Here is a 19,942-nt window from a genome sequence, read left to right as displayed (position 1 = left end):
GCACCGGCCGTCACTTGCCGAAGACCATCATGGTCTTCGTCTCCTTCTCCTCCTCGTCGTTGGTGGCGCTGACCCGGGAGGCGACGACGTACAGTCGGCCGTCCTCGTAGGCGACCTTCGTCGAGAAGAAGCCGTTCTCGATCTCGGCGGTCGACTGCGGGTTCTGGAGCAGCGTCTTGGGCTTGCCGCCCGACGGGGCGATGGTCGCGAGTGCGCCGCCCTTGTCGTACGACGCCTCCATGTGGACCAGGACGTCGCCGCCCTCCATCTTCAGCGGCATCATGGCCCGCTCGCCCTCGGAGCGCCACTTGGGCTTGCCGGTGTCGAGGTCGAAGGCGACGACCTCGTTGCTGCGCTCCAGGCCGCTCGTCTTCTCGGCGGTCGCCATGTAGAAGGAGTTCGCGTCGGCGGCGACACCGGTGCAGCCTTCGAGGTTCCGGCCGAAGATGACGAAGGTGCCGCCGCAGCGGGGCTGGAACTTGTCCTTGCCGCCGTCGATCTCCGCACGCAGCTTGCCCTTGTCGGTCAGGGCGATGACGCTCCAGGTCTTCTTCTCGCGCTCCTGCACCGACACGACGAGCGGGGAGACGGAGTAGACCTTGTCGACCTGCCAGCCCTTGGCCAGCGGGTAGCTCCACTTGACCTTGCCGGTGGCCGGGTCGTGCTCCTGGATCCGCTCGTGGTTCCTGGCGGCCTCGCCGGTGGAGCACGCGGCGGCGGAGATCAGCTTGGCGCTGCTGGTGAAGGCGTACGGCTGGCACTCACCGGGGAGCTTGCCCCACAACACCTTGCCGTCCTTCATGCTGAAGGCGGTGGAGTGGCCGGTGCGTCCGGCGGTGACGGTGTTGCCGCTGATGGCGATCGTGATGTCGGAGAGGAGGTCGAACGCCCCCTCCTTCTTCACCTCGGCCTTCCAGCCCGCCTTTCCGGTCTTGAGGTCGACCATCTGCAGCTCGCTGCACTTGGCCTTGTCGGTGGTGCCGTTCTTGACCCCGATGACGATCTTGCCGTCGTCGGCGGCCCTGACGGGCGCCGCGCAGATCTCGGTGGAGAGCGGAAGGCTCCACTTCTCCTTGCCGTCGGTGGTGTTGTACGCGGCGACCTTCTTGTACATCGCCTTGACGACGAGGCCGTCGGTGAACCACGGCCCGTACACGTCGGAGCCGTTGCGCGGCAGGTCCACGTCGTTCTTCTGGAGCCACAGGACCTTCGACTCGCCCGACTGGCGCCCGGCGTTGAGGTCGTCGCCCGCGTCGCGGTCGCCGGCCGGATCGCCGCCGGTGTCCGTGTCGCCGGTCGGCAGGCCGCCCTTGTTGTCGTGGGTGCCGCCGGCGACGGGCCGCTTCTTCTTGCCGCCGTCGTCGCCGCTGGTGGCGATGTAGATGCCGCCCCCGACGACGAGGGCCGCGGCGAGCGCCGCGCCGATGATGACCGCCGGCTTGCCCTTGAAGCCGCCGCCGCCGCTGCCGCCCGGCGCGGGCGCGCCCGGGTAGCCGCCGTAAGGACCGGGCTGCTGCTGGCCGTACGGGCCGGGCTGCTGACCGTAGGGGCCGGGCTGCTGACCGTACGGACCGGGCTGCTGGCCGTACGGGCCCGCCTGGCCGGGCTGTTGACCCGGCTGGCCCGGGTAGCCGTATCCCTGCTGCGGCGCCTGCTGGGGCGCCTGCGGGTAGCCGTATCCGGGCTGCGCCGGGGGCTGCTGCGGCGGCGCGGCCGGCGGGGCCGGGGGCGCCTGCGGCGGCTGGGCAGGCGGCTGGGGCGGCTGCTGCCGGGGGTCCTGGGGGGCTCCGAAGCCGCCCTGCGGCGGCTGGTTGGGCGGCTGAGACATCAGCGCTTACCTCTTCACACGAGACCGCCGCCCGTTCGGTCTCCCCCGCAATTCCGGGCGGCGTAACTCCCCCGGAAAGGAGCGAATCGGGCTTGGGCCCCGCAGTTCTACGACAGTCGAGCGGGGCTTCTTTCTATCACTTGGGCCCCTGTGCACGAGGGCCCGGTCCGCCCCTGTTCCCAAGGGAGGACCGGGCCGTGACGCGCTCGTTATTCGGCGTCGCGCATCTGCTACGCGTCTTCGGCGAGTTCCATCCAGCGCATCTCCAGCTCGTCGCGCCCGGCGACGAGTTCGCGCAGTTCGGCGTCGAGCAGGGCCACCTTCTCGAAGTCGGTGGCGTTGTCCGCAATTTGGGCGTGCAGCTTGGTCTCCTTGTCGGAGAGCTTGCCGAGCTGGCGCTCGATCTTCTGCATCTCCTTCTGGGCGGCACGCGTGTCGCCGGACGCCTTCTTCTTGGCGGGCGCGGCGGCGGCGGGCGCCGGGGCGGCGGCCTCGACCGCCTGCTGCCTGCGCTCCAGGTACTCGTCGATGCCGCGCGGCAGGTTGCGCAGCGTCCGGTCGCCCAGCAGCGCGTACACCTTGTCCGTGGTGCGCTCGATGAAGAACCGGTCGTGCGAGATGACGATCATCGATCCGGGCCAGCCGTCCAGCAGGTCTTCGAGCTGCGTCAGCGTCTCGATGTCAAGGTCGTTGGTCGGCTCGTCCAGGAACAGCACATTGGGCTCGTCCATCAGCAGCCGCAGGATCTGCAGCCGCCGCCGCTCACCGCCGGACAGGTCACCGACCGGCGTCCACTGCTTCTCCTTGCTGAACCCGAACTGCTCGCACAGCTGCCCCGCCGTCATCTCGCGGCCCGTACCGAGGTCCACCCGGTCCCGTACGCGCTGGACGGCTTCCAGCACGCGCAGCTTCGGGTCGAGCTCGCCGACCTCCTGCGAGAGGTACGCGAGCTTCACGGTCCGGCCGACGACGACCTTGCCGGCGACCGGCTGGGCGTCGCCCTGCGTGCGTGCCGCGTCGGCCAGGGCGCGCAGCAGCGACGTCTTGCCCGCGCCGTTCACCCCCACGAGTCCGACGCGGTCGCCGGGCCCGAGCTGCCAGGTCAGGTGCTGGAGCAGCACCTTGGGCCCGGCCTGGACGGTGACGTCCTCCAGGTCGAAGACCGTCTTGCCGAGGCGCGAGTTGGCGAACTTCATCAGCTCGGAGGTGTCGCGCGGCGGCGGCACGTCGGCGATCAGCTCGTTGGCCGCCTCGACGCGGAAGCGCGGCTTGGACGTACGGGCGGGGGCGCCGCGGCGCAGCCACGCCAGCTCCTTGCGGACCAGGTTCTGCCGCTTGGTCTCCTCGGTCGCGGCGATGCGCTCGCGCTCGGCGCGGGCGAAGACGTAGTCGGAGTAACCGCCCTCGTACTCGTGGACGGCGCCGCGCTGCACGTCCCACATGCGGGTGCAGACCTGGTCGAGGAACCAGCGGTCGTGGGTGACGCAGACGAGGGCGGAGCGGCGGGCCTGGAGGTGCTGGGCCAGCCAGGCGATGCCCTCGACGTCGAGGTGGTTGGTCGGCTCGTCGAGGACCAGCAGGTCCGGTTCCTCGATGAGCAGCTTGGCGAGCGCGATGCGGCGGCGCTCACCGCCGGACAGCGGCCCGATGACCGTTTCGAGCCCGTGCTCGAACCCGGGCAGGCTGAGGCCGCCGAAGAGGCCGTTCAGTACGTCGCGGATCTTGGCGGTGCCGGCCCACTCGTGGTCCGCGAGGTCGCCGATGATCTCCTGGCGGACGGTCGCGGCGGGGTCGAGCGAGTCGTGCTGCGTGAGGACGCCCAAGCGCAGGCCGCCGCTGTGCGTGATGCGGCCGCTGTCGGCCTCCTCCAGCTTGGCGAGCATCCGGATGAGGGTCGTCTTGCCGTCGCCGTTACGGCCGACGACGCCGATCCGGTCGCCCTCCGACACGCCGAGGGACACGCCGTCGAGCAGGGCACGGGTGCCGTACACCTTGCTGACTGCCTCGACATTGACCAGGTTGACGGCCATGGGTGCGCGCTCCAGGGACGGGAAAGGGACAGACGCTCAAGCGTAGTCGCCCGCCGGACCCCCTCGACGCCCACCCGGTGCGCGGGCGCCCCGGGGCCCGTCTCAGACGGCCCGGGCGCGCGAGGCCCGCCCCGCCGTCTCGACCAGCAGCCAGCCCGCCAGTGCCATGACGACCGCCGCCGGGGCGCTGATCCGTACGGCTATGAGGACGGCCGTACGGCCTTCCAGGAGTCCGCCGAATCCGACCATCGACAGCCCGAGCACCCCGAGCAGGCTCAGCGTGACGCCGAGGGCCGCCGCCGGTCCCGCGAACCGCCCGGGGGAGGCCGCCGGACGGCTGCCCGCCGGCCGCTCGAAGGCCCGGAACGCCGCCACGCACAGCGCGGTCAGGGCCGCCGCGGCGGCGAAGCGCAGCGGTACCTGCGCCCACCAGGCGGCGCTCGCCGGTGCGGGCAGCGGGAGGTCCAGGGCGAGCATCGCGCCGTACACGCCGAGCATCGCGGTCAGGTGCCACAGGAACGCGGTCATGGCGACGCCGTTCGCGGCGACGACGCCCCGCCAGACGCGCGGCCGCGCGACGAGGCGGGCGCCGGGTGCGCGCAGCAGCTCGACGGCGCCGACCAGCCACATGCCGTGGGCGAGGAGGGCGAGGGTGGGCGGGGCCATGTTGCTGACTTTCTCGCCGGGCATCCCGACCATGCTCAGCGGGTACGGCCCGAAGGCGACCAGCGCGGCCGCGGCGGCCAGCCCGCCGGCCGCGAGCACGGCGGGCCGGCCGATGCGGCCGTCGGCGCGCAGGAAGCCGAGCTGGTGGACGGCGAGCCAGACGAAGGCGAAGTTGAGGAACTCGACGTACGGAACCTCCGCCGCGAAGCGCAGGGCGTCGACCCCGGCGGCGGCGAGGGCGAGCGCGCCGAAGGCGGCCCAGCCCCACCGCTCGTGCAGCTTCAGCAGGAGCGGTGTGAAGGCCACCATCGCCAGGTAGATCCCGATGAACCACAGCGGCTGCGCGACGAGCCGCAACGCGACCCCCGCGAGCCCGTCCCGCCCGCCGAGGGCGAGCGCCGCGACGCCCCAGACCAGTACGAACACCATGGTCGGCCGCAGCAGCCGCTGGAGCCTGGCCCGCACGAACACGGAGTACACCGCGTCGTGCCGGCGGCTCAGCGACCGGTACGAGAGCGCGTGCGAGAAGCCGCCGACGAAGAAGAACACCGGCATGACCTGCAGTGCCCAGGTGAGGATCTGGAGTTCCGGCAGGACGGCGAGGAGGTTCCCCACCTGTCCGTCGGCGAACACGGCGGCCATCAGCCAGTGACCGGCGACGACGGTGCCGAGCGAGGCGACGCGCAGCAGGTCGACGTACCGGTCGCGGCCGGCGGGCGTCCGGTCGGCGAGCTCGCGCACAGTGTTTCCCATGCGGGGTACGTTCTCGCCGCCGCCCGCCGGCCGGTAAGCGCTGCGGTACTCAGTCCTGGCTGAGTACGTCGACGACCGTCGCGCCCGCCGCCGGGGACGGGGCCGCCCGAGCCGTCCGGCAGGTGCCCGAGGCGACGAGGGCCGCCGCCACCGACTCGGCCGCCTCCGCGTCCTTGGCGAGGAACGCCGTGGTCGGCCCCGACCCCGAGACCAGGCCCGCCAGGGCGCCGGCCTCCGTGCCGACCGCCAGGGTGGCGGCGAGGGAGGGGCGCAGGGACAGGGCGGCGGGCTGGAGATCGTTCACCAGGGCGCCCGCCAGCGCCGCCGCGTCACCGGTGCGCAGGGCTTCCAGCAGCACCGGGGAGGCCACGGGGGCCGGGACGTCGGCGCCGGCCGTCAGCCGGTCGAACTCCCCGTACACGGCAGGCGTCGACAGCCCGCCGTCCGCCACCGCGAACACCCAGTGGAACGCCCCTCCCACTTCGAGCACGGACAGCTTCTCGCCGCGCCCGGTCCCCAGCGCGGCCCCGCCCACGAGGCTGAACGGCACATCGCTGCCCAGCTCGGCGCAGATGTCCAGCAGCTCGTTCCGCGACGAGCCGGTCCCCCACAGCCGGTCGCACGCCAGCAGCGCGCCCGCGCCGTCCGCACTGCCGCCCGCCATGCCGCCCGCGACCGGGATGTCCTTCTCGATGTGCAGATGCACATCGGGCGAAAGGCCATGACGTTCGGCCAGCGCGATCGCCGCCCGCGCGGCCAGGTTCGTGACGTCGAGAGGGACCTGGCCGGCGTCCGGCCCCGAGCAGGTGACGCGCAGCGAGTCCGACGGCGTGGCGGTGACGGTGTCGTACAGGCCCACCGCCAGGAAGACGTTCGCGAGGTCGTGGAAGCCGTCGGCCCGCGCCCCGCCGACCGCCAGCTGGACGTTGACCTTCGCCGGTACCCGGACCGTGACCGTCATGCTCCCGCTCCCTTGTGCTCGGCGATACGCGCGAACTCCTCCACCGTCAGCGACTCGCCCCGGGCCTGCGGCGAGATGCCGGCCGCGACCAGCGCGGCCTCGGCCGCCGGAGCCGAGCCGGCCCAGCCCGCGAGCGCGGCCCGCAGCGTCTTGCGCCGCTGCGCGAACGCCGCGTCGACCACGGCGAAGACCTCCGCCTTCGTGGCGGCGGTCTTGACGGGCTCGGCCCGTCGCACGAGCGACACCAGCCCCGAGTCGACGTTCGGCGCGGGCCAGAAGACGTTGCGTCCGATGGCCCCGGCCCGCTTGACGTCGGCGTACCAGCAGGCCTTCACCGACGGCACGCCGTACACCTTGTTGCCGGGGCGGGCCGCGAGGCGGTCGGCGACCTCCGACTGGACCATCACGAGCGTCCGCTCGATGCTGGGGAAGCGCTCCAGCATGGTGAGCAGCACCGGGACGGCGACGTTGTACGGCAGGTTCGCGACCAGCGCGGTCGGCGGCGGCCCCGGCAGCTCGGTGACCTGCATGGCGTCGGAGTGCACCAGCGCGAACCGGTCGGCCCGCTCCGGCATCCGCGCCTCGATCGTGGCCGGCAGGGCGGCGGCGAGCACGTCGTCGATCTCGACGGCCACGACCCGCTCGGCGGCCTCCAGCAGGGCGAGGGTCAGCGACCCGAGCCCCGGGCCCACCTCGACGACCACGTCGTCGGCCCGCACATCGGCCGTCCGCACGATCCGCCGGACCGTGTTCGCGTCGATGACGAAGTTCTGGCCACGCTGCTTGGTCGGGCGTACGCCGAGCGCCGCCGCCAGCTCCCGGATGTCGGCGGGGCCCAGCAGGTCGTGCGGGGGAGGCGTCTCAGAAGGCTCAGTGCTGCTCACCGCTCAAGCCTAAGGGCCCCGCCGCACACCCCGGTGCCGGGCGAGGTGCGGCCCGTGCGGAAGAGACACCGGGGCACACCGTCCCACGTGCCAGGAGGGGACGTGCCGGGGCGCTCCCCGCAGGGCGTCGAACGCACTCCCCCGAACAACTCACCACCCGAACGTTCGGCACCCGAGGAGACGCCCGGGCGCGGCACCGGCCCCGACGCCCCGGGATGCCGCGCACCCCGACCCCGACCCCGACCCCGGCACCGACACGCACACCGCACCGCACCCCGCACGCGTACCGACCCGCAGCCCCGGCGCCCCGGGGCCACCCTCACCCCCGCAGCCGCCCCCCGCAGTGCGGCCAGGGACTGGCCCCCCGCTGCACGTACAGCTTCTTCGCCCGGAACGTCTGCTCCGCCGCGCTCGCCTCCTGCGGCCGCCCGCTGCCGCCCAGCGCCTGCCACGTCTGCGTGTCGAACTGGTACAGCCCGCCGTAGTGGCCGGTGGCGTCCACCGCCCCCGGCCGCCCCCCGGACTCGCAGTGGGCGAGCCCGCTCCAGTTGAGGCCGTCCGCCCCGGCCACGGACGCCGGCTTCTCCTTCGTGCCGACCTTCACGCGCCGCGCGACCGGCTCGCGCGCGATCTCCTCCGCGACCCTCCTCGGCTGCTGCCGCACGCCGTTGACCGTACGCACGAAGTACGTGACCCGCCGCGACCCGACCTCCCCCGCCCGCACCACGACCTCCGTGCCCTTGAAGAGCGTCGGGTCCTCGCTCCGCACCACGTCGAACGGGATCGGCTCCTCGCGCACTTCCTTCGCCCCCCTGATCCGCATCACGGTGACGGTCTGCCCGTCGCGCGGAAAGCTGCCGGACGGCACGGAGGTGGTGTCCTGGCCGCGCAGGCTGATGCCGGCCTCGGCCAGCGCCTCCCCGACCGTCGCGGCGTTCGTGCGGATGGTGCGTTCGCGCCCGTCGGCCATGAAGGTGACGCTTCGCTCGGTGCGTACGTCGAGAGTGAGCCCGGCCCGCCCGATCCGCAGGGAGCGCGAGGCGGAGAGGTACGCGCCCTCCGCGCGCACCCCGAGCTGGCGCAGTGCGCCCTCGACCGTGCGGGCGGTGGTCCACACCCGGTGCCGCTGCCCGTCCAAGGTCAGCGTCACGGGACGGCCGAAGCGCACCACGACCTCGTCGCCGCTGGCCAGCGCCGCGCCGGGGGCGGGCGCGACGAGGTCGTGCGCCCCCACTTCCACGCCCTCGTCCTCCAGCAGCTCCGTGACGTCGTCGGCGAAGGTGTGCATGGTGCGGGATACGCCGTCCACGCTGAGCTTGACCGCCTTGTCGCTGGCGACGAACGCCGAGGTGCCCCCGGCCAGGAACGCGACCACCAGGGCCTGCGGCAGGAGCCGGCGCAGCGCCTCGGGCCGCTCGGCCCCCTTGCGCCGCCGGGCGGCCCGCCGGGCCTCCGCCCTGCCGCCGCGCCCGTCGCCCACGCCGGGGCCGACCCCCTGACGCGGCAGCCAAGCCTCCCTCAGCTCGTACGCGGGCGCGTAAGGATCAGGAGCGCACTCCCCCCGCCCCCCGAACTCGCGACGCTCCTCGTACTCCGGGTACTCGATCGTCTCCACCGCCCGGCGGCCGCTGCCGCGCGCCGCTCGGTGACTGCCCTGCGAATTGCCCACGACGCTCCAGTGATCCGGTCCGCCCCGATGACGCTGCGGCCCGGGACACTAGCGGAGCGGCCGTCACTCTCCAAAGCAACACGACCACGAAGGGTGACGGTCTTTCAGAAGGCGCCCCCGGTCCGGTTCGGCGGCGCCGGGCTCAGTAGTCGAACGCCCGGGCCGTGTTCGCCGCGAGCGCCGCCGCCAGGACGTCCTCCTCGATCCCCCGGACGGCGGCCATCGCGCGCACGGTGACCGGAATGAGGTAGGGGGCGTTGGGCCGTCCGCGGTACGGCGCCGGCGTCAGGAACGGCGCGTCGGTCTCGACGAGGACGAGCTCCAGCGGCGCGACGGCGAGCGCGTCCCGCAGCGGCTGCGCGTTCTTGAAGGTCATGTTGCCGGCGAAGGACATGAAGTAGCCGTTGCGCGCGCAGATCTCGGCCATGGCGGCGTCGCCGGAGTAGCAGTGGAAGACGGTGCGCTCGGGAGCGCCCTCCTCCTCCAGGACCCGCAGCACGTCCGCGTGCGCCTCGCGATCGTGGATGACGAGCGCCTTGCCGTGCCGCTTGGCGATCTCGATGTGCGCCCGGAACGACCGCTCCTGGGCGGCCATGCCCTCGGGTCCCGTACGGAAGTGGTCGAGGCCGGTCTCGCCGACGCCGCGCACGTACGGCAGGGCGGCCAGCCGGTCGATCTCGGTCAGCGCGTCGTCGAGGGCGGCGTCCCCGCCCGCGACGCGCGCGCCCTGGCGCGACCAGCCGTCGGGGTCGCCCAGCACGATGCGCGGGGCTTCGTTGGGGTGCAGGGCGACGGCGGCGTGCACGTTCTCGTGGGCCGCCGCGGTCTCGGCGGCCCACCGGGAGCCCTTCACGTCGCAGCCCACCTGGACGACGGTGGTGACACCGACCGAGGCGGCCTTCGCGAGGGCTTCCTCGACGGTGCCGTCCTGCATGTCCAGGTGGGTGTGCGAGTCGGCCACCTCTCCCCGGAGAGGCTCGGGCAGCGGCGGGGGTGCGTCCTTGGGGCTCATGGTCACGATCGTACGAAAACCGCGCCCCCGTCCCGCACCCCGCGGCCCTCGTGCGCCGCCCTCAGGTGCGGTGTCGGCGGGGATGCAGCAGATCCGACAGGCGCCATTCGTGCTTCACGCGCACCGGGCCGGGGGCGTCCTCGAGCGCCGGTCCCGCGATGCCGACCACCGGCCCCGCCATGGGGGCGTCCACCACGGCGGCCCGCAGCATCTCCCTGATCGACGAGACCTGGCCCGCCTTCATGATCCGCACGACGTGCCCGCCGCAGTTGAGGCAGGTGGGGCGGGAGAGCGGAGAGGGGACCCGCTCACCGTCAGCCGTGTAGACCACGAACGCGTGACCGCTGCCGTCGACGTGGTGGTGTATCTCGAAGGACTGCTCCCAGCCGTGCCCGCACCGCATGCAGGCGAAGGCGTACGCCTCGTGAACGGTGGTGGTGCCCGTGCCGGCGGTGTCCGCGATCTCGCTCATGCCAGCTCCTTTCCACTGGGTCCAGTGGACGCCGGTTTCGGCGGGAGCGCATCGGTACCTGTCGACATGTGGACCGGTCTTGGCCTTTCCGTGAAGAAAGGCCCGGTGCGCGGTCTGATGCTTTAGCCGGCTTTAGATGGCTTTAACTCTTCACGATAGTCCTTTGCCGTCCGCCGGGCCCGTTCGTGCCGCGTTCTTTGCCGCGACGACGGCATCGAACACCTCGCGCTTGGGCAGCCCCGCCTCGGCGGCGACGGCCGCGATGGCCTCCTTGCGCCGCTCCCCCGCCTCCTCGCGCACCCGCACCCTGTCCACCAGCTCCGCCGGGTCCAGTTCCCGCACCGTCTGGGAAGCGCCCTCGACGACGACGGTGATCTCGCCGCGCACTCCTTCGGCCGCCCATTCGGCGAGCGCCTTGAGCGGGCCGCGCTTCACTTCCTCGTACGTCTTGGTCAGCTCGCGGCACACGGCGGCCCGGCGCCCGTCGCCGAACACCTCCGCCATCGCGGCGAGGGTGTCGTCGAGCCGGTGCGGGGCCTCGAAGAACACCATCGTCCGCCGCTCCCCGGCGACCTCGCGCAGCTTCCCGAGGCGCTCGCCGGCCTTGCGGGGCAGGAAGCCCTCGAAGCAGAAGCGGTCGACGGGCAGGCCGGACAGGGCGAGGGCGGTCAGCACGGCGGAGGGGCCGGGCACCGCGGTGACCCTGATGTCCTTCTCGACGGCGGCGGCGACCAGCCGGTAGCCGGGGTCGGAGACCGACGGCATGCCCGCGTCGGTGACGAGCAGGACGCGCTTGCCGTCCTCCAGGGCCTCGACGAGTTCGGGCGTACGGGCGCTCTCGTTGCCCTCGAAGTAGGACACGACACGCCCCGTCGTCTGCACCCCGAGCGCCTGCGTCAGGCGGCGCAGCCGCCGGGTGTCCTCGGCTGCCACGACGTCGGCCGTCGCGAGTTCGGCGGCGAGGCGCGGCGGCGCGTCGGCCACGTCGCCGATGGGCGTCCCCGCGAGCACGAGCGTTCCGGCCGCCGCCGATCCGGGCGCCGCGGCCGTTCGAGCCGTTCGAGTCGTTCCAGTCGTTCCAGTCACAAGAGCCATCCTCGCAGGGCGCGCACACGACGCGCACAGATGTGTTCCCTACGATGGCGCGGTGACCAGTACCGCGTCAGAAGCCCAGCAGGACCGGGCCCCCGGGGAGCAGCCGCCGTCGTGGCAGCAGCGGCTGCGCCGATACGGCTACGTGCCCAGGCCCGGAAGCCACATCGGGCTGCGCGACCGGCTCGTGCCGCCGTACAGCAGGCCCGGCACCGAGATCTGGAGAATCCTCGGCGTACCGCCGGTGCTCGCGGGCCGTCTGGTGCGCTGGGCCGCGTGGGGCGGGCCGCTGCTGGTCGCGCTGGTCGCGGGGCTCCTGCGGTTCTGGAACCTGGGCGGCCCCAAGGCGGTGATATTCGACGAGACGTACTACGCCAAGGACGCCTGGGCGCTCATCCACCAGGGGTACGAGGGCCAGTGGCCGAAGGACATCGACAAGGCGGTCCTCGCCGACCCGTCCACGGTCACGGTCCCCGCCGACCCCGGTTATGTGGTGCATCCGCCGGTCGGCAAGTGGGTCATCGGGCTCGGCGAACAGCTCTTCGGGTTCACCCCGTTCGGCTGGCGCTTCATGGTCTGCGTGCTCGGGACGCTGTCGGTCCTGATGCTCTGCCGGATCGGACGCCGCCTCTTCCGTTCGACGTTCCTGGGCTGCCTGGCGGGCGCGCTGCTCGCGGTGGACGGCCTGCACTTCGTGATGAGCCGCACGGCGCTGCTCGACCAGGTGCTGATGTTCTTCGTCCTGGGCGCCTTCGGCTGCCTGCTGATCGACCGGGACTGGGCCCGGCGCAGGCTCGCGGCGGCGCTCCCGTCGGACGACGAGGGGGTGCTGCGCCCGGACGGGGAGGTCGCGGAGCGGCTGCGGCTGGGGTGGCGGCCGTGGCGGATCGCGGCGGGGGTGTGCCTGGGCCTCGCGTTCGGCACGAAGTGGAACGGCCTGTACATCCTGGCGGCGTTCGGCCTGCTGACGGTCCTGTGGGACGCGGGCGCGCGCCGGACGGCGGGCGCCCGGCAGCCGTACCTCGCCGTGCTGAAGCGGGACGTGCTGCCGGCGTTCGTGGCGACGGTCGTGGTCACCTTCGTGACGTACGTCGTCTCCTGGACGGGCTGGATCGTCACCAAGGAGGGTTACTACCGGGACTGGGCCACCGGCGCCGGCAAGGGCGGCGACTTCACGTGGCTGCCCGACTGGCTGCGCAGCCTGTGGCACTACGAGACCGAGGTCTACAGCTTCCACGTCAACCTGACGTCCGGTCACACCTACCAGTCGAACCCGTGGAGCTGGATCGTCCTGGGCCGCCCGGTGTCGTACTTCTACGAGTCGCCGAAGCCGGGCAAGGAGGGCTGCCCGGCGAGCGAGACGAGCGACTGCGCCCAGGAGGTACTGGCGCTCGGGACGCCGCTGCTGTGGTGGACGGCGTGCTTCGCGGTCCTGTACGTGCTGTGGCGCTGGGCGCTGCGGCGCGACTGGCGGGCGGGGGCGATCGCGTGCGGCATCGCGGCGGGCTGGGTGCCCTGGTTCTTCTACCAGGAGCGCACGATCTTCCTCTTCTACGCCGTCGTCTTCGTGCCGTTCCTGTGCCTGGCGGTGGCGATGATGCTCGGCGCGATGCTGGGGCCGCCGCACGCGAGCGAACGGCGGCGGGTGGCGGGAGCGGTCGGCGCGGGAGTGCTCGTGCTGCTCATCATCTGGAACTTCGTCTACTTCTGGCCGATCTATACCGGCCAGACGCTCCCGATCGACGAATGGCGCGACCGCATCTGGTTCGACACCTGGGTGTAGCGGCGGGCCGCGCCGTGCGGGGCAGTGGGGCGCGGGCGGCCGTGTCCGTCCCGGTCCTGTAACGCTCACCCCATGGGCAACTGACGTCACGTACAGTGCGATACAGCACTTCTTGAACATGTTCAGTTCAGGAGGGACGCCTGGGGAGGGGACCGCACAGCATGCGCAGTGGAGCGAAGGTCGCCATAGTCGGCGGAGTGTTCCTGGCCATGGCCGGAGGGGTGGGCTACGGGGCGTACTCCATGGTGAGCGACGAGGCCGGCGGTGCGGACGTCGGCATCCTGTCGGCGCCGAAGAAGACCGGGCCGCCGAGCGCCGACGAGGTCGCGCGGACCGCCGAGGACTTCCTCGCCGCCTGGGCGAAGGGCGACGCCCGCGTGGCCGCCGATCTGACCGACAACGCCGCCGCCGCGCAGCCCGCGCTGTTCGCCTACCGCGACGAGGCGCACATCAGCGATGTGAAGCTGACGCCCGGCACGCCGGTGGGGGCGAAGGTCCCGTTCACCGCCGACGCCACGGTGACGTACGAGGGCAGGAGCAAGGCCTTCTCGTACGCGTCGGAGCTGACCGTCGTGCGCGGCCTGACCTCGGGCAAGGCGCTGGTCGACTGGAAGTCCTCCGTCGTCCACCCCGACCTGAAGGAGGGCGAGCTGCTGAAGGCGGGCGAGGCCGCGGCCCCGCCCATCAAGGCGGTCGACCGCAACGGCGTCGAACTGACGGAGGAGAAGTACCCGTCGCTCGGGCCCGTCCTGGACGCGCTGCGTGAGAAGTACGGCGAGAGGGCGGGCGGGAAGCCCGGCGTCGAGCTGGCGATCCACAGCGGCAGTGACAGCGATGTCGCTCCCCGCACCCTGGCCACCGTCACCAAGGGCAAGCCCGGCAGGCTGCCGACCACGCTGGACGCGGGCGTGCAGGCGGCGGCCGAGACGGCGGTGAAGGAGCACGGCGAGGCGTCGGTCGCGGCGGTCAAGCCGAGTACGGGCGAGATCCTGGCCATCGCCAACAACCGTGCGGACGGGTACAACGCGGCGGTCCTCGGCAAGCAGGCGCCGGGCTCGACGATGAAGATCGTGACGGCCACGATGCTGCTGGAGAAGGGCCTGGCGGGCGCGGACCGCGAGGCGGAGTGTCCGAAGACCGCGATGTACCAGGGCGTCACCTTCAAGAACCTGGACGGCTTCGACATCCCGGACGGCACGTTCGGCACCAGCTTCGCCCGGTCCTGCAACACCGCCTTCATCAAGCTGATCGACGACACCAAGGACGACGCGGCGCTGCCCGCAACGGCGCGTGAGGTGTTCGGTCTCGGCCTCGACAACTGGCAGACGGGGATCGTCACCGAGGACGGTTCGGTGCCCGAGGCCACCGGCGGCGAGGCGGCGGCGCAGTACATCGGGCAGGGCACGGTCCAGATGAACGCCCTCAACATGGCGTCGGTCACCGCCACCGCCAAGGCGGGCACGTTCCGGCAGCCCGTCATCGTGCCGCAGTCCCTCGACGGCAGGACGCTCGCCAAGGCGTCCCGCACCATGTCGCCCTCCACCCACAGCCAGTTGCTCCGCATGATGCGGCAGACGGCGACCGCGTCCTGGGGCACGGGCACGGCGGCGATGGCCCCGGTCGGCGGCGACAAGGGTGCGAAGACCGGTTCGGCGGAGGTCGACGGGCAGGGCAAGTCCAACAGCTGGTTCGCCGGCTTCAGCGACGACGTGGCCGCGGCCGCGTCCGTCGAGTCGGGCGGCCACGGCGGCGACGCGGCGGGCCCGCTGGTGGCGGCGGTACTGCGCGCGGGCTGAACGGCGGCACGACCGCACGCGGCGACGGGCCCGATGGTGATCGGCATCGGCCTTGTGGTCCACACCGGTTGCCGCACCGGTATGCACAACCCCTGGGGCGAGATGACCTGGGTCAGTGAGGACGACTTCGTCAACGGCACCATGGACAAGGCGTCGGACCAGCGATTCCCCGACGCCACCGGTGCCCACATCCCGAAGTGAGGACCTGATGCCGAAGCTGCGCGAGAGGCAGGCCCTGCGGGCCCTCGCGGGCGGTGCCGCGGTGCTGGCCATGAGCGGCGCGGGCGCGGTGGCCTACGAGGAGTACGCCGAGGACGAGACCTGCTGCGCGGTCCCCGAGCCCCTCCACAACGTGCCGCGGGGACCGGACGGCGAGATCGACATCGCCTCCCAGTCGGTGGAGACCAAGGTGCTCGTCGACCACGACTTCTCCCTTCACGTGCGGCCGGGCGGTGACGCCGCCGACTGGGAGGTCGCCGACACCGGGGAGTCGGGGCAGGTCCTGCGCGCCAAGGGCCACAAGACCGTCGAAGGCACCCGTTACTTCACGTTCCGGGCGCTGAGGACCGGCTCGGCGCGCGTGGTGCTGAAGGAGACCGACGGCGACCGCACCATGACGTACCCGGTCCGGGTCGAGGACAGCATCCAGGGCACCGTCGTGACGCGTGACCCCGAGGCGGCTTTCAACGAGGCGTACGAGCCGGAGGAGTCCCGCAGGCTCGACGGGGATTTCGCGGGCAGCTTCACCGTGCGCCCCGGCGAGCGGTTCCTCGTCGCGAATCGCTACGGCAACCAGCCCGGCTACACCTGGAAGGTCACCGGGGAGCCGGACGGCGCGGTGGCGGGTATGGAGCCCGGGCCGGTGCGGACCACGGGCGACCCGGCCGCCGAACGGCAGGACTGGTACAGCTTCACCGCGCGGGAGACGGGCACGACCACGGTCGAGCTCTTCGGCTGCTACCGCTGCGGGTACGACGACCGTCCCGCGTCGCCCGAGAGCAAGAAGTTCTCCGTGACGAAGACGCTGACCGTGGTGGTGCGCTGAACGACGCGGTCGGACGACCGGCCCACGGAGTCACACGGCCGACCGCACCGCTGTGATCAGGGCCTGGGCGCGCGGGTCGGCGGTGACGCCCTTCTGGAGTCCGTTGGTCACGTAGCCGAAGGCGATGCCCGACTCCGGGTCGGCGAATCCGAGCGAGCCGCCGCGCCCCGGGTGACCGAACGAGCCGGGGGCGAGCAGCGGCGCGGCGGAGCCGTGCAGCATGAAGCCGAGCCCGAAGCGGGTGCCCACGACGAGGACCCGGTCCGGGCCGGCCGACTCCTCGGTGCGCGCCAGGGTGAGTGTGGCGGGGGCGAACAGGCGGTGCCCGTCGACCTCGCCGATCATCGCCGCGTAGCACCGGGCCAGTGCCCGGGCGGTGGAGATCCCGCCGGACGCGGGGAGTTCGGCCGCGCGGTACGCCGGGTCGTTCTCGTCCGCGAGCGGGGCGATCGCCCCGAAGGCGCGCCGGGTGAGCGAGGCGGGATCGGCGTACGCCTCGCTGACGCTCCGCTTGGGGCGCAGCCGCAGCGCCCCGCCGTCCAGGGGCGGCGGCTCGACGGGTCCCACCCGGCCGACCCGGTGCGCCTCGTCCGCCGGCAGCCCGACCCAGAAGTCGAGCCCCAGCGGCCGGGCTATCTCCTCGGCGATCCACCGGCCGGCGGTGCGTCCCGTCACGCGCTTCACGAGCTCGCCGATCAGCCAGCTGTACGTCTGGGCGTGGTAGCCGTGGTCGGTCCCCGGCTCCCACGCGGGCGCCTGGGCGGCGACGGCGTGCGGCCCGCTGACGCCGTCGATCGCCTCGGCGGGCGTCAGCGGACGGTCGAGCACGGGGACGCCCGCGCGGTGGGACAGCAGGTGCCGTACGAGCACGCGCTCCTTGCCGTTCGCCTTGAACTCCGGCCAGTACGTGGCCACCGGGGCGTCCAGGTCGATCTGGCCGCGCTGGTGGAGGAGCAGCGGCACCGCGGCGGTGACGCCCTTCGTCGCGGACCGCACGATCTGGGCGGTATCGACGGCCCACGGCTCGGTGCCGTCGACGTCACGGGTGCCGGCCCAGAGGTCGACGACCTTGTGGCCGTGCCGGTAGACGGCCACCGCGGCGCCGCGCTCGCCGCGCCTCGCGAAGTTGCGTACGAACGCGTCCCTGACCGGTTCGAATCCGGCAGCCACCGTGCCCCGTGCATCCACTACTGCGCTCGCGCTCATGCCCCCCATGGTGCAACGGCCCTGCCGGGGCGGGGCGGCGGGGGTGCGCCGGCCGCCGCTACGCCTCGACCCGCACCGACCCCGGGTCGAACCCGAACGGCAGCTCCAGCCGGTGCTCGCGCATCACCGCGTCGTCCGACAGCAGTTCCTGCGTCCGCCCGTCCGCCACGATCACGCCGCCGCTGAGGATCACCGAGCGCGGGCACAGCTCCAGGGCGTACGGCAGGTCGTGGGTGACCATCAGCACCGTGACGTCCAGGGACCGCAGGATGTCGGCCAGTTCGCGCCGGGACGCCGGGTCCAGGTTGGACGAGGGCTCGTCCAGCACCAGGATCTCCGGTTCCATCGCCAGTACGGTCGCGACGGCGACCCGGCGCCGCTGCCCGAACGACAGGTGGTGCGGCGGCCGGCCGGCGTACTCGGCCATCCCCACCCGCTCCAGCGCGGCCGTCACGCACGCCTCCAGCTCGGCGCCGCGCATCCCGGCCGCCGCGGGCCCGAAGGCCACGTCCTCGCGGACCGTCGGCATGAAGAGCTGGTCGTCGGGGTCCTGGAAGACGATGCCGACGCGGCGGCGGATCTCGGCGAGGTGCCGTTTGCCGACGGGCAGCCCCGCCACGGTCACGGAACCCGCGCCCGCGGTGAGGATGCCGTTGAGGTGCAGGACGAGTGTCGTCTTGCCCGCGCCGTTCGGTCCGAGCAGTGCCACGCGCTCGCCGCGCGCGACGTTCAGGTCGACGCCGAAGAGCGCCTGGTGGCCGTCGGGGTAGGCGTACGCGAGGCCGTTGACCTCAAGAGACATCGTCATAGCGTCCATCCCAGCAGACATACCGCGAGCGCGGAGACCGGGAGGGCCGCCGCGTACGACCACTGCGCCCGTGTCGCGGTCACTTCGTCGATCACCGGCATGGTGCCGGTGTACCCCCTGCTGACCATGGCCAGGTGCACCCGCTCGCCCCTCTCGTACGAGCGGATGAAGAGCGCGCCCGCCGTCTTGCCCAGGACGCCCCAGTGCCGCACGCCCCGGGCCTCGAAGCCGCGCGAGCGGCGGGCGATCGACATCCGGCGCATCTCGTCGGTGATCACATCGCCGTACCGGATCATGAACGAGGCGATCTGCACGAGCAGCGGCGGCAGCTTGAGGCGCTGGAGGCCCAGCAGCAGCGACCGCAGCTCCGTCGTCGACGCGAGCAGGACGGACGCGGCGACGCCGAGCGTGCCCTTGGCGAGGACGTTCCAGGCGCCCCACAGGCCCGAGACGCTCAGCGACATGCCGAGTACCTCCACCCGCTCCCCCTGGGCCACGAAGGGCATCAGCACGGCGAACGCCACGAAGGGCACCTCGATGAGCAGCCGCTTGAGCAGGTACCCGGCCGGTACGCGCGCGGCGTACGCGACCCCGCCGAGCAGGGCGGCGTACAGGCCGAACGCCCACATCGCCTCGCGCGGCGTGGAGACGACGACCAGCACGAAGCAGAAGACGGCGGCGAGCTTGCAGTGCGGCGGCAGCGCGTGCACCGCCGAGTGCCCGTGCCGGTAGAGCTTGTGGGCGTGGCCCGCGCCCATGTCAGGATGTTTCCTTTTCCTCGGTGCGCGCCGGCGCGGCCACGACCGCCGGCTGCTGCCCGCGCCGGCGCCGTACCGTCCAGAAGACGCCGCTGCCGACGGCGACGGTCGCGCCGACGCCGACGACGCCCGCGAGGCCGCCGGAGAGACGGCCGTCGGTGATGCCGCTGACGCCGTAGTCGGCGAGCGGGGAGTCGGCGGTGGCGTGCTCCTCGGCCTTCTTGTCGATGCCCTGGTCGGCGGCGACCTTCTCCAGACCGTCGGGGCTGGCGGAGGCGTAGAACGAGACGACCCCGGCCAGGACGAGCGCGGAGGCGAGCCCCGCCCCCCACACCCCGCGGGTGGAGCGCGCGGGGGCCGCGGCCGGTGCGTCGGCCGGGGCCGCGTCCACCAGCTCGCCGCCCACCAGCAGCTTGAGCGGCGCGGACAGGCCGCGCGCGCCGTGCACCAGGTCGGGGCGTACGGCGATGACGGCGCCCACGGTCAGCGCGGTGATCGCGGCCTCGCCGATGCCGATGAGGACGTGGACGCCGACCATGGCGGTCATGACCTTGCCGATCGGCACGTCCGTCGTGCCCCCGACGGCGTAGATCAGTGTGAAGGCCGCGGCGGCGGCGGGCACGGACACCAGCGCGGCGACGAACGCGGACGCGGTGACCGAGGAGCGGTGGCGCGGCAGCACCTTCACGAGCCCGCGGAAGAGCCCGTACGCGACGATCACCGTCACCACTCCCATGACGGTGATGTTGACGCCGAGCGCCGTGAGCCCGCCGTCCGCGAACAGGATGCCCTGCATCAGCAGCACGACGGAGATGCAGAGCACACCGGTGAACGGGCCGACGAGTATCGCGGCGAGCGCGCCTCCGAGCAGATGCCCGCTGGTGCCGGCGGCGACGGGGAAGTTCAGCATCTGCACGGCGAAGACGAACGCGGCGACGAGACCGGCCAGCGGGGCGGTCCGCTCGTCCAGTTCGCGGCGCGCTCCGCGCAGGCCGACGGCGACGGCGGCCACGGCTGCGACGCCCGCCACAGCCGAGACAGGTGTGTTGATGAATCCGTCGGGGACATGCATGGGGAGGCTCCGCTTCCTGCGGTGTGATGAATCGTTCGATGATAGTGCTCTCCTGCAAAGAGGTCGCAAGAGCGCACTGGTCACAAATGAAGCGGAACACGCGCCCC

At 72.7% G+C, this 19,942-nt stretch carries 17 protein-coding genes; 4 read left to right on the top strand and 13 right to left on the bottom strand.

Annotated elements, in window-relative coordinates:
* Positions 1-10: 10 nt before the first annotated feature.
* The 9 genes from IE185_RS23785 to rsmI form a co-directional block, all read right to left on the bottom strand.
* Complete coding sequence (locus tag IE185_RS23785) at positions 11-1,828, bottom strand: outer membrane protein assembly factor BamB family protein (RefSeq protein WP_189715951.1); 1,818 nt, start codon at positions 1,826-1,828, stop codon at positions 11-13.
* 230 nt (positions 1,829-2,058) lie between these two features.
* On the bottom strand, positions 2,059-3,858 hold the full coding sequence (locus tag IE185_RS23780) for an ABC-F family ATP-binding cassette domain-containing protein (RefSeq protein WP_138899338.1): 1,800 nt from the start codon (positions 3,856-3,858) through the stop codon (positions 2,059-2,061).
* A gap of 102 nt (positions 3,859-3,960) precedes the next feature.
* The gene (locus tag IE185_RS23775; protein ID WP_189715948.1) at positions 3,961-5,277 is read right to left on the bottom strand and encodes an acyltransferase family protein; all 1,317 of its coding nucleotides are present in this window, start codon (positions 5,275-5,277) and stop codon (positions 3,961-3,963) included.
* A 49-nt stretch (positions 5,278-5,326) separates the two neighbouring features.
* Complete coding sequence (locus IE185_RS23770) at positions 5,327-6,238, bottom strand: 4-(cytidine 5'-diphospho)-2-C-methyl-D-erythritol kinase (protein WP_138899083.1); 912 nt, start codon at positions 6,236-6,238, stop codon at positions 5,327-5,329.
* Positions 6,235-7,122 (bottom strand): 16S rRNA (adenine(1518)-N(6)/adenine(1519)-N(6))-dimethyltransferase RsmA, encoded by an 888-nt coding sequence (gene rsmA / locus IE185_RS23765; RefSeq protein WP_229843662.1) that lies wholly within the window; start codon positions 7,120-7,122, stop codon positions 6,235-6,237. Before rsmA ends, IE185_RS23770 begins: the two co-directional genes overlap by 4 nt.
* 319 nt (positions 7,123-7,441) lie before the next feature.
* Positions 7,442-8,728 carry a resuscitation-promoting factor gene (locus tag IE185_RS23760; RefSeq protein WP_373303750.1) on the bottom strand — a complete coding sequence of 429 codons (1,287 nt, stop codon included), beginning with the start codon at positions 8,726-8,728 and terminating at the stop codon, positions 7,442-7,444.
* Positions 8,729-8,933: 205 nt separating this feature from the next.
* On the bottom strand, positions 8,934-9,803 hold the full coding sequence (locus IE185_RS23755) for a TatD family hydrolase (protein WP_138898413.1): 870 nt from the start codon (positions 9,801-9,803) through the stop codon (positions 8,934-8,936).
* A 61-nt stretch (positions 9,804-9,864) separates the two neighbouring features.
* Positions 9,865-10,275: a hypothetical protein gene (locus tag IE185_RS23750; protein ID WP_138898414.1), complete on the bottom strand. Its 411-nt coding sequence runs from the start codon at positions 10,273-10,275 to the stop codon at positions 9,865-9,867.
* 150 nt (positions 10,276-10,425) lie between these two features.
* Positions 10,426-11,286, bottom strand: a complete 861-nt coding sequence (gene rsmI / locus IE185_RS23745; protein ID WP_138898416.1) for a 16S rRNA (cytidine(1402)-2'-O)-methyltransferase — start codon at positions 11,284-11,286, stop codon at positions 10,426-10,428.
* Between the two features lie 136 nt (positions 11,287-11,422).
* Between rsmI and IE185_RS23740 the strand changes: the two genes are divergently transcribed.
* The 4 genes from IE185_RS23740 (at position 11,423) to IE185_RS23725 (ending at position 15,991) form a co-directional block, all read left to right on the top strand.
* Positions 11,423-13,150 carry a dolichyl-phosphate-mannose--protein mannosyltransferase gene (locus tag IE185_RS23740; RefSeq protein WP_189715937.1) on the top strand — a complete coding sequence of 576 codons (1,728 nt, stop codon included), beginning with the start codon at positions 11,423-11,425 and terminating at the stop codon, positions 13,148-13,150.
* 161 nt (positions 13,151-13,311) lie between these two features.
* Complete coding sequence (locus IE185_RS23735; RefSeq protein WP_138896268.1) at positions 13,312-14,946, top strand: penicillin-binding transpeptidase domain-containing protein; 1,635 nt, start codon at positions 13,312-13,314, stop codon at positions 14,944-14,946.
* Between the two features lie 33 nt (positions 14,947-14,979).
* Entirely contained in the window at positions 14,980-15,147 is a 168-nt protein-coding gene (locus IE185_RS23730) for a hypothetical protein (RefSeq protein ID WP_170198322.1), read from the top strand.
* A 7-nt stretch (positions 15,148-15,154) separates the two neighbouring features.
* A complete protein-coding gene (locus IE185_RS23725; RefSeq protein WP_138896269.1) occupies positions 15,155-15,991 on the top strand; it encodes a hypothetical protein in 837 nt (278 codons plus the stop codon).
* Positions 15,992-16,021: 30 nt separating this feature from the next.
* On the opposite strand, the gene IE185_RS23720 is transcribed toward IE185_RS23725, so the two are convergent.
* From IE185_RS23720 to IE185_RS23705, 4 genes are all read right to left on the bottom strand, one after another.
* Positions 16,022-17,179 (bottom strand): serine hydrolase domain-containing protein, encoded by a 1,158-nt coding sequence (locus IE185_RS23720; protein ID WP_138896276.1) that lies wholly within the window; start codon positions 17,177-17,179, stop codon positions 16,022-16,024.
* Between the two features lie 76 nt (positions 17,180-17,255).
* Entirely contained in the window at positions 17,256-18,005 is a 750-nt protein-coding gene (locus tag IE185_RS23715) for an energy-coupling factor ABC transporter ATP-binding protein (protein ID WP_138896270.1), read from the bottom strand.
* Positions 18,002-18,763: a cobalt ECF transporter T component CbiQ gene (cbiQ, locus tag IE185_RS23710; protein ID WP_138896271.1), complete on the bottom strand. Its 762-nt coding sequence runs from the start codon at positions 18,761-18,763 to the stop codon at positions 18,002-18,004. Before cbiQ ends, IE185_RS23715 begins: the two co-directional genes overlap by 4 nt.
* A gap of 1 nt (position 18,764) precedes the next feature.
* Complete coding sequence (locus tag IE185_RS23705) at positions 18,765-19,835, bottom strand: energy-coupling factor ABC transporter permease (protein ID WP_138896272.1); 1,071 nt, start codon at positions 19,833-19,835, stop codon at positions 18,765-18,767.
* Between the last annotated feature and the right edge of the window lie 107 nt (positions 19,836-19,942).

The sequence above is a fragment of the Streptomyces chryseus genome (assembly GCF_014650755.1).
Taxonomy (GTDB): Bacteria; Actinomycetota; Actinomycetes; order Streptomycetales; family Streptomycetaceae; genus Streptomyces; species Streptomyces chryseus.
Note: the sequence above shows the minus strand (reverse complement) of the source record. Positions and strands in the feature narration are given on the sequence as shown.

What these genes read in the sequence shown, in the direction of transcription:
- IE185_RS23715 (WP_138896270.1), bottom strand. Translation starts at nt 18,005, where the DNA reads ATGACGATGTCTCTTGAGGTCAACGGCCTCGCGTACGCCTACCCCGAC.
- IE185_RS23780 (WP_138899338.1), bottom strand. Translation starts at nt 3,858, where the DNA reads ATGGCCGTCAACCTGGTCAATGTCGAGGCAGTCAGCAAGGTGTACGGC.
- IE185_RS23730 (WP_170198322.1), top strand. Translation starts at nt 14,980, where the DNA reads ATGGTGATCGGCATCGGCCTTGTGGTCCACACCGGTTGCCGCACCGGT.
- IE185_RS23735 (WP_138896268.1), top strand. Translation starts at nt 13,312, where the DNA reads ATGCGCAGTGGAGCGAAGGTCGCCATAGTCGGCGGAGTGTTCCTGGCC.
- cbiQ (WP_138896271.1), bottom strand. Translation starts at nt 18,763, where the DNA reads ATGGGCGCGGGCCACGCCCACAAGCTCTACCGGCACGGGCACTCGGCG.
- IE185_RS23755 (WP_138898413.1), bottom strand. Translation starts at nt 9,803, where the DNA reads ATGAGCCCCAAGGACGCACCCCCGCCGCTGCCCGAGCCTCTCCGGGGA.
- IE185_RS23750 (WP_138898414.1), bottom strand. Translation starts at nt 10,275, where the DNA reads ATGAGCGAGATCGCGGACACCGCCGGCACGGGCACCACCACCGTTCAC.
- IE185_RS23725 (WP_138896269.1), top strand. Translation starts at nt 15,155, where the DNA reads ATGCCGAAGCTGCGCGAGAGGCAGGCCCTGCGGGCCCTCGCGGGCGGT.
- IE185_RS23705 (WP_138896272.1), bottom strand. Translation starts at nt 19,835, where the DNA reads ATGCATGTCCCCGACGGATTCATCAACACACCTGTCTCGGCTGTGGCG.
- IE185_RS23775 (WP_189715948.1), bottom strand. Translation starts at nt 5,277, where the DNA reads ATGGGAAACACTGTGCGCGAGCTCGCCGACCGGACGCCCGCCGGCCGC.
- IE185_RS23785 (WP_189715951.1), bottom strand. Translation starts at nt 1,828, where the DNA reads ATGTCTCAGCCGCCCAACCAGCCGCCGCAGGGCGGCTTCGGAGCCCCC.
- IE185_RS23770 (WP_138899083.1), bottom strand. Translation starts at nt 6,238, where the DNA reads ATGACGGTCACGGTCCGGGTACCGGCGAAGGTCAACGTCCAGCTGGCG.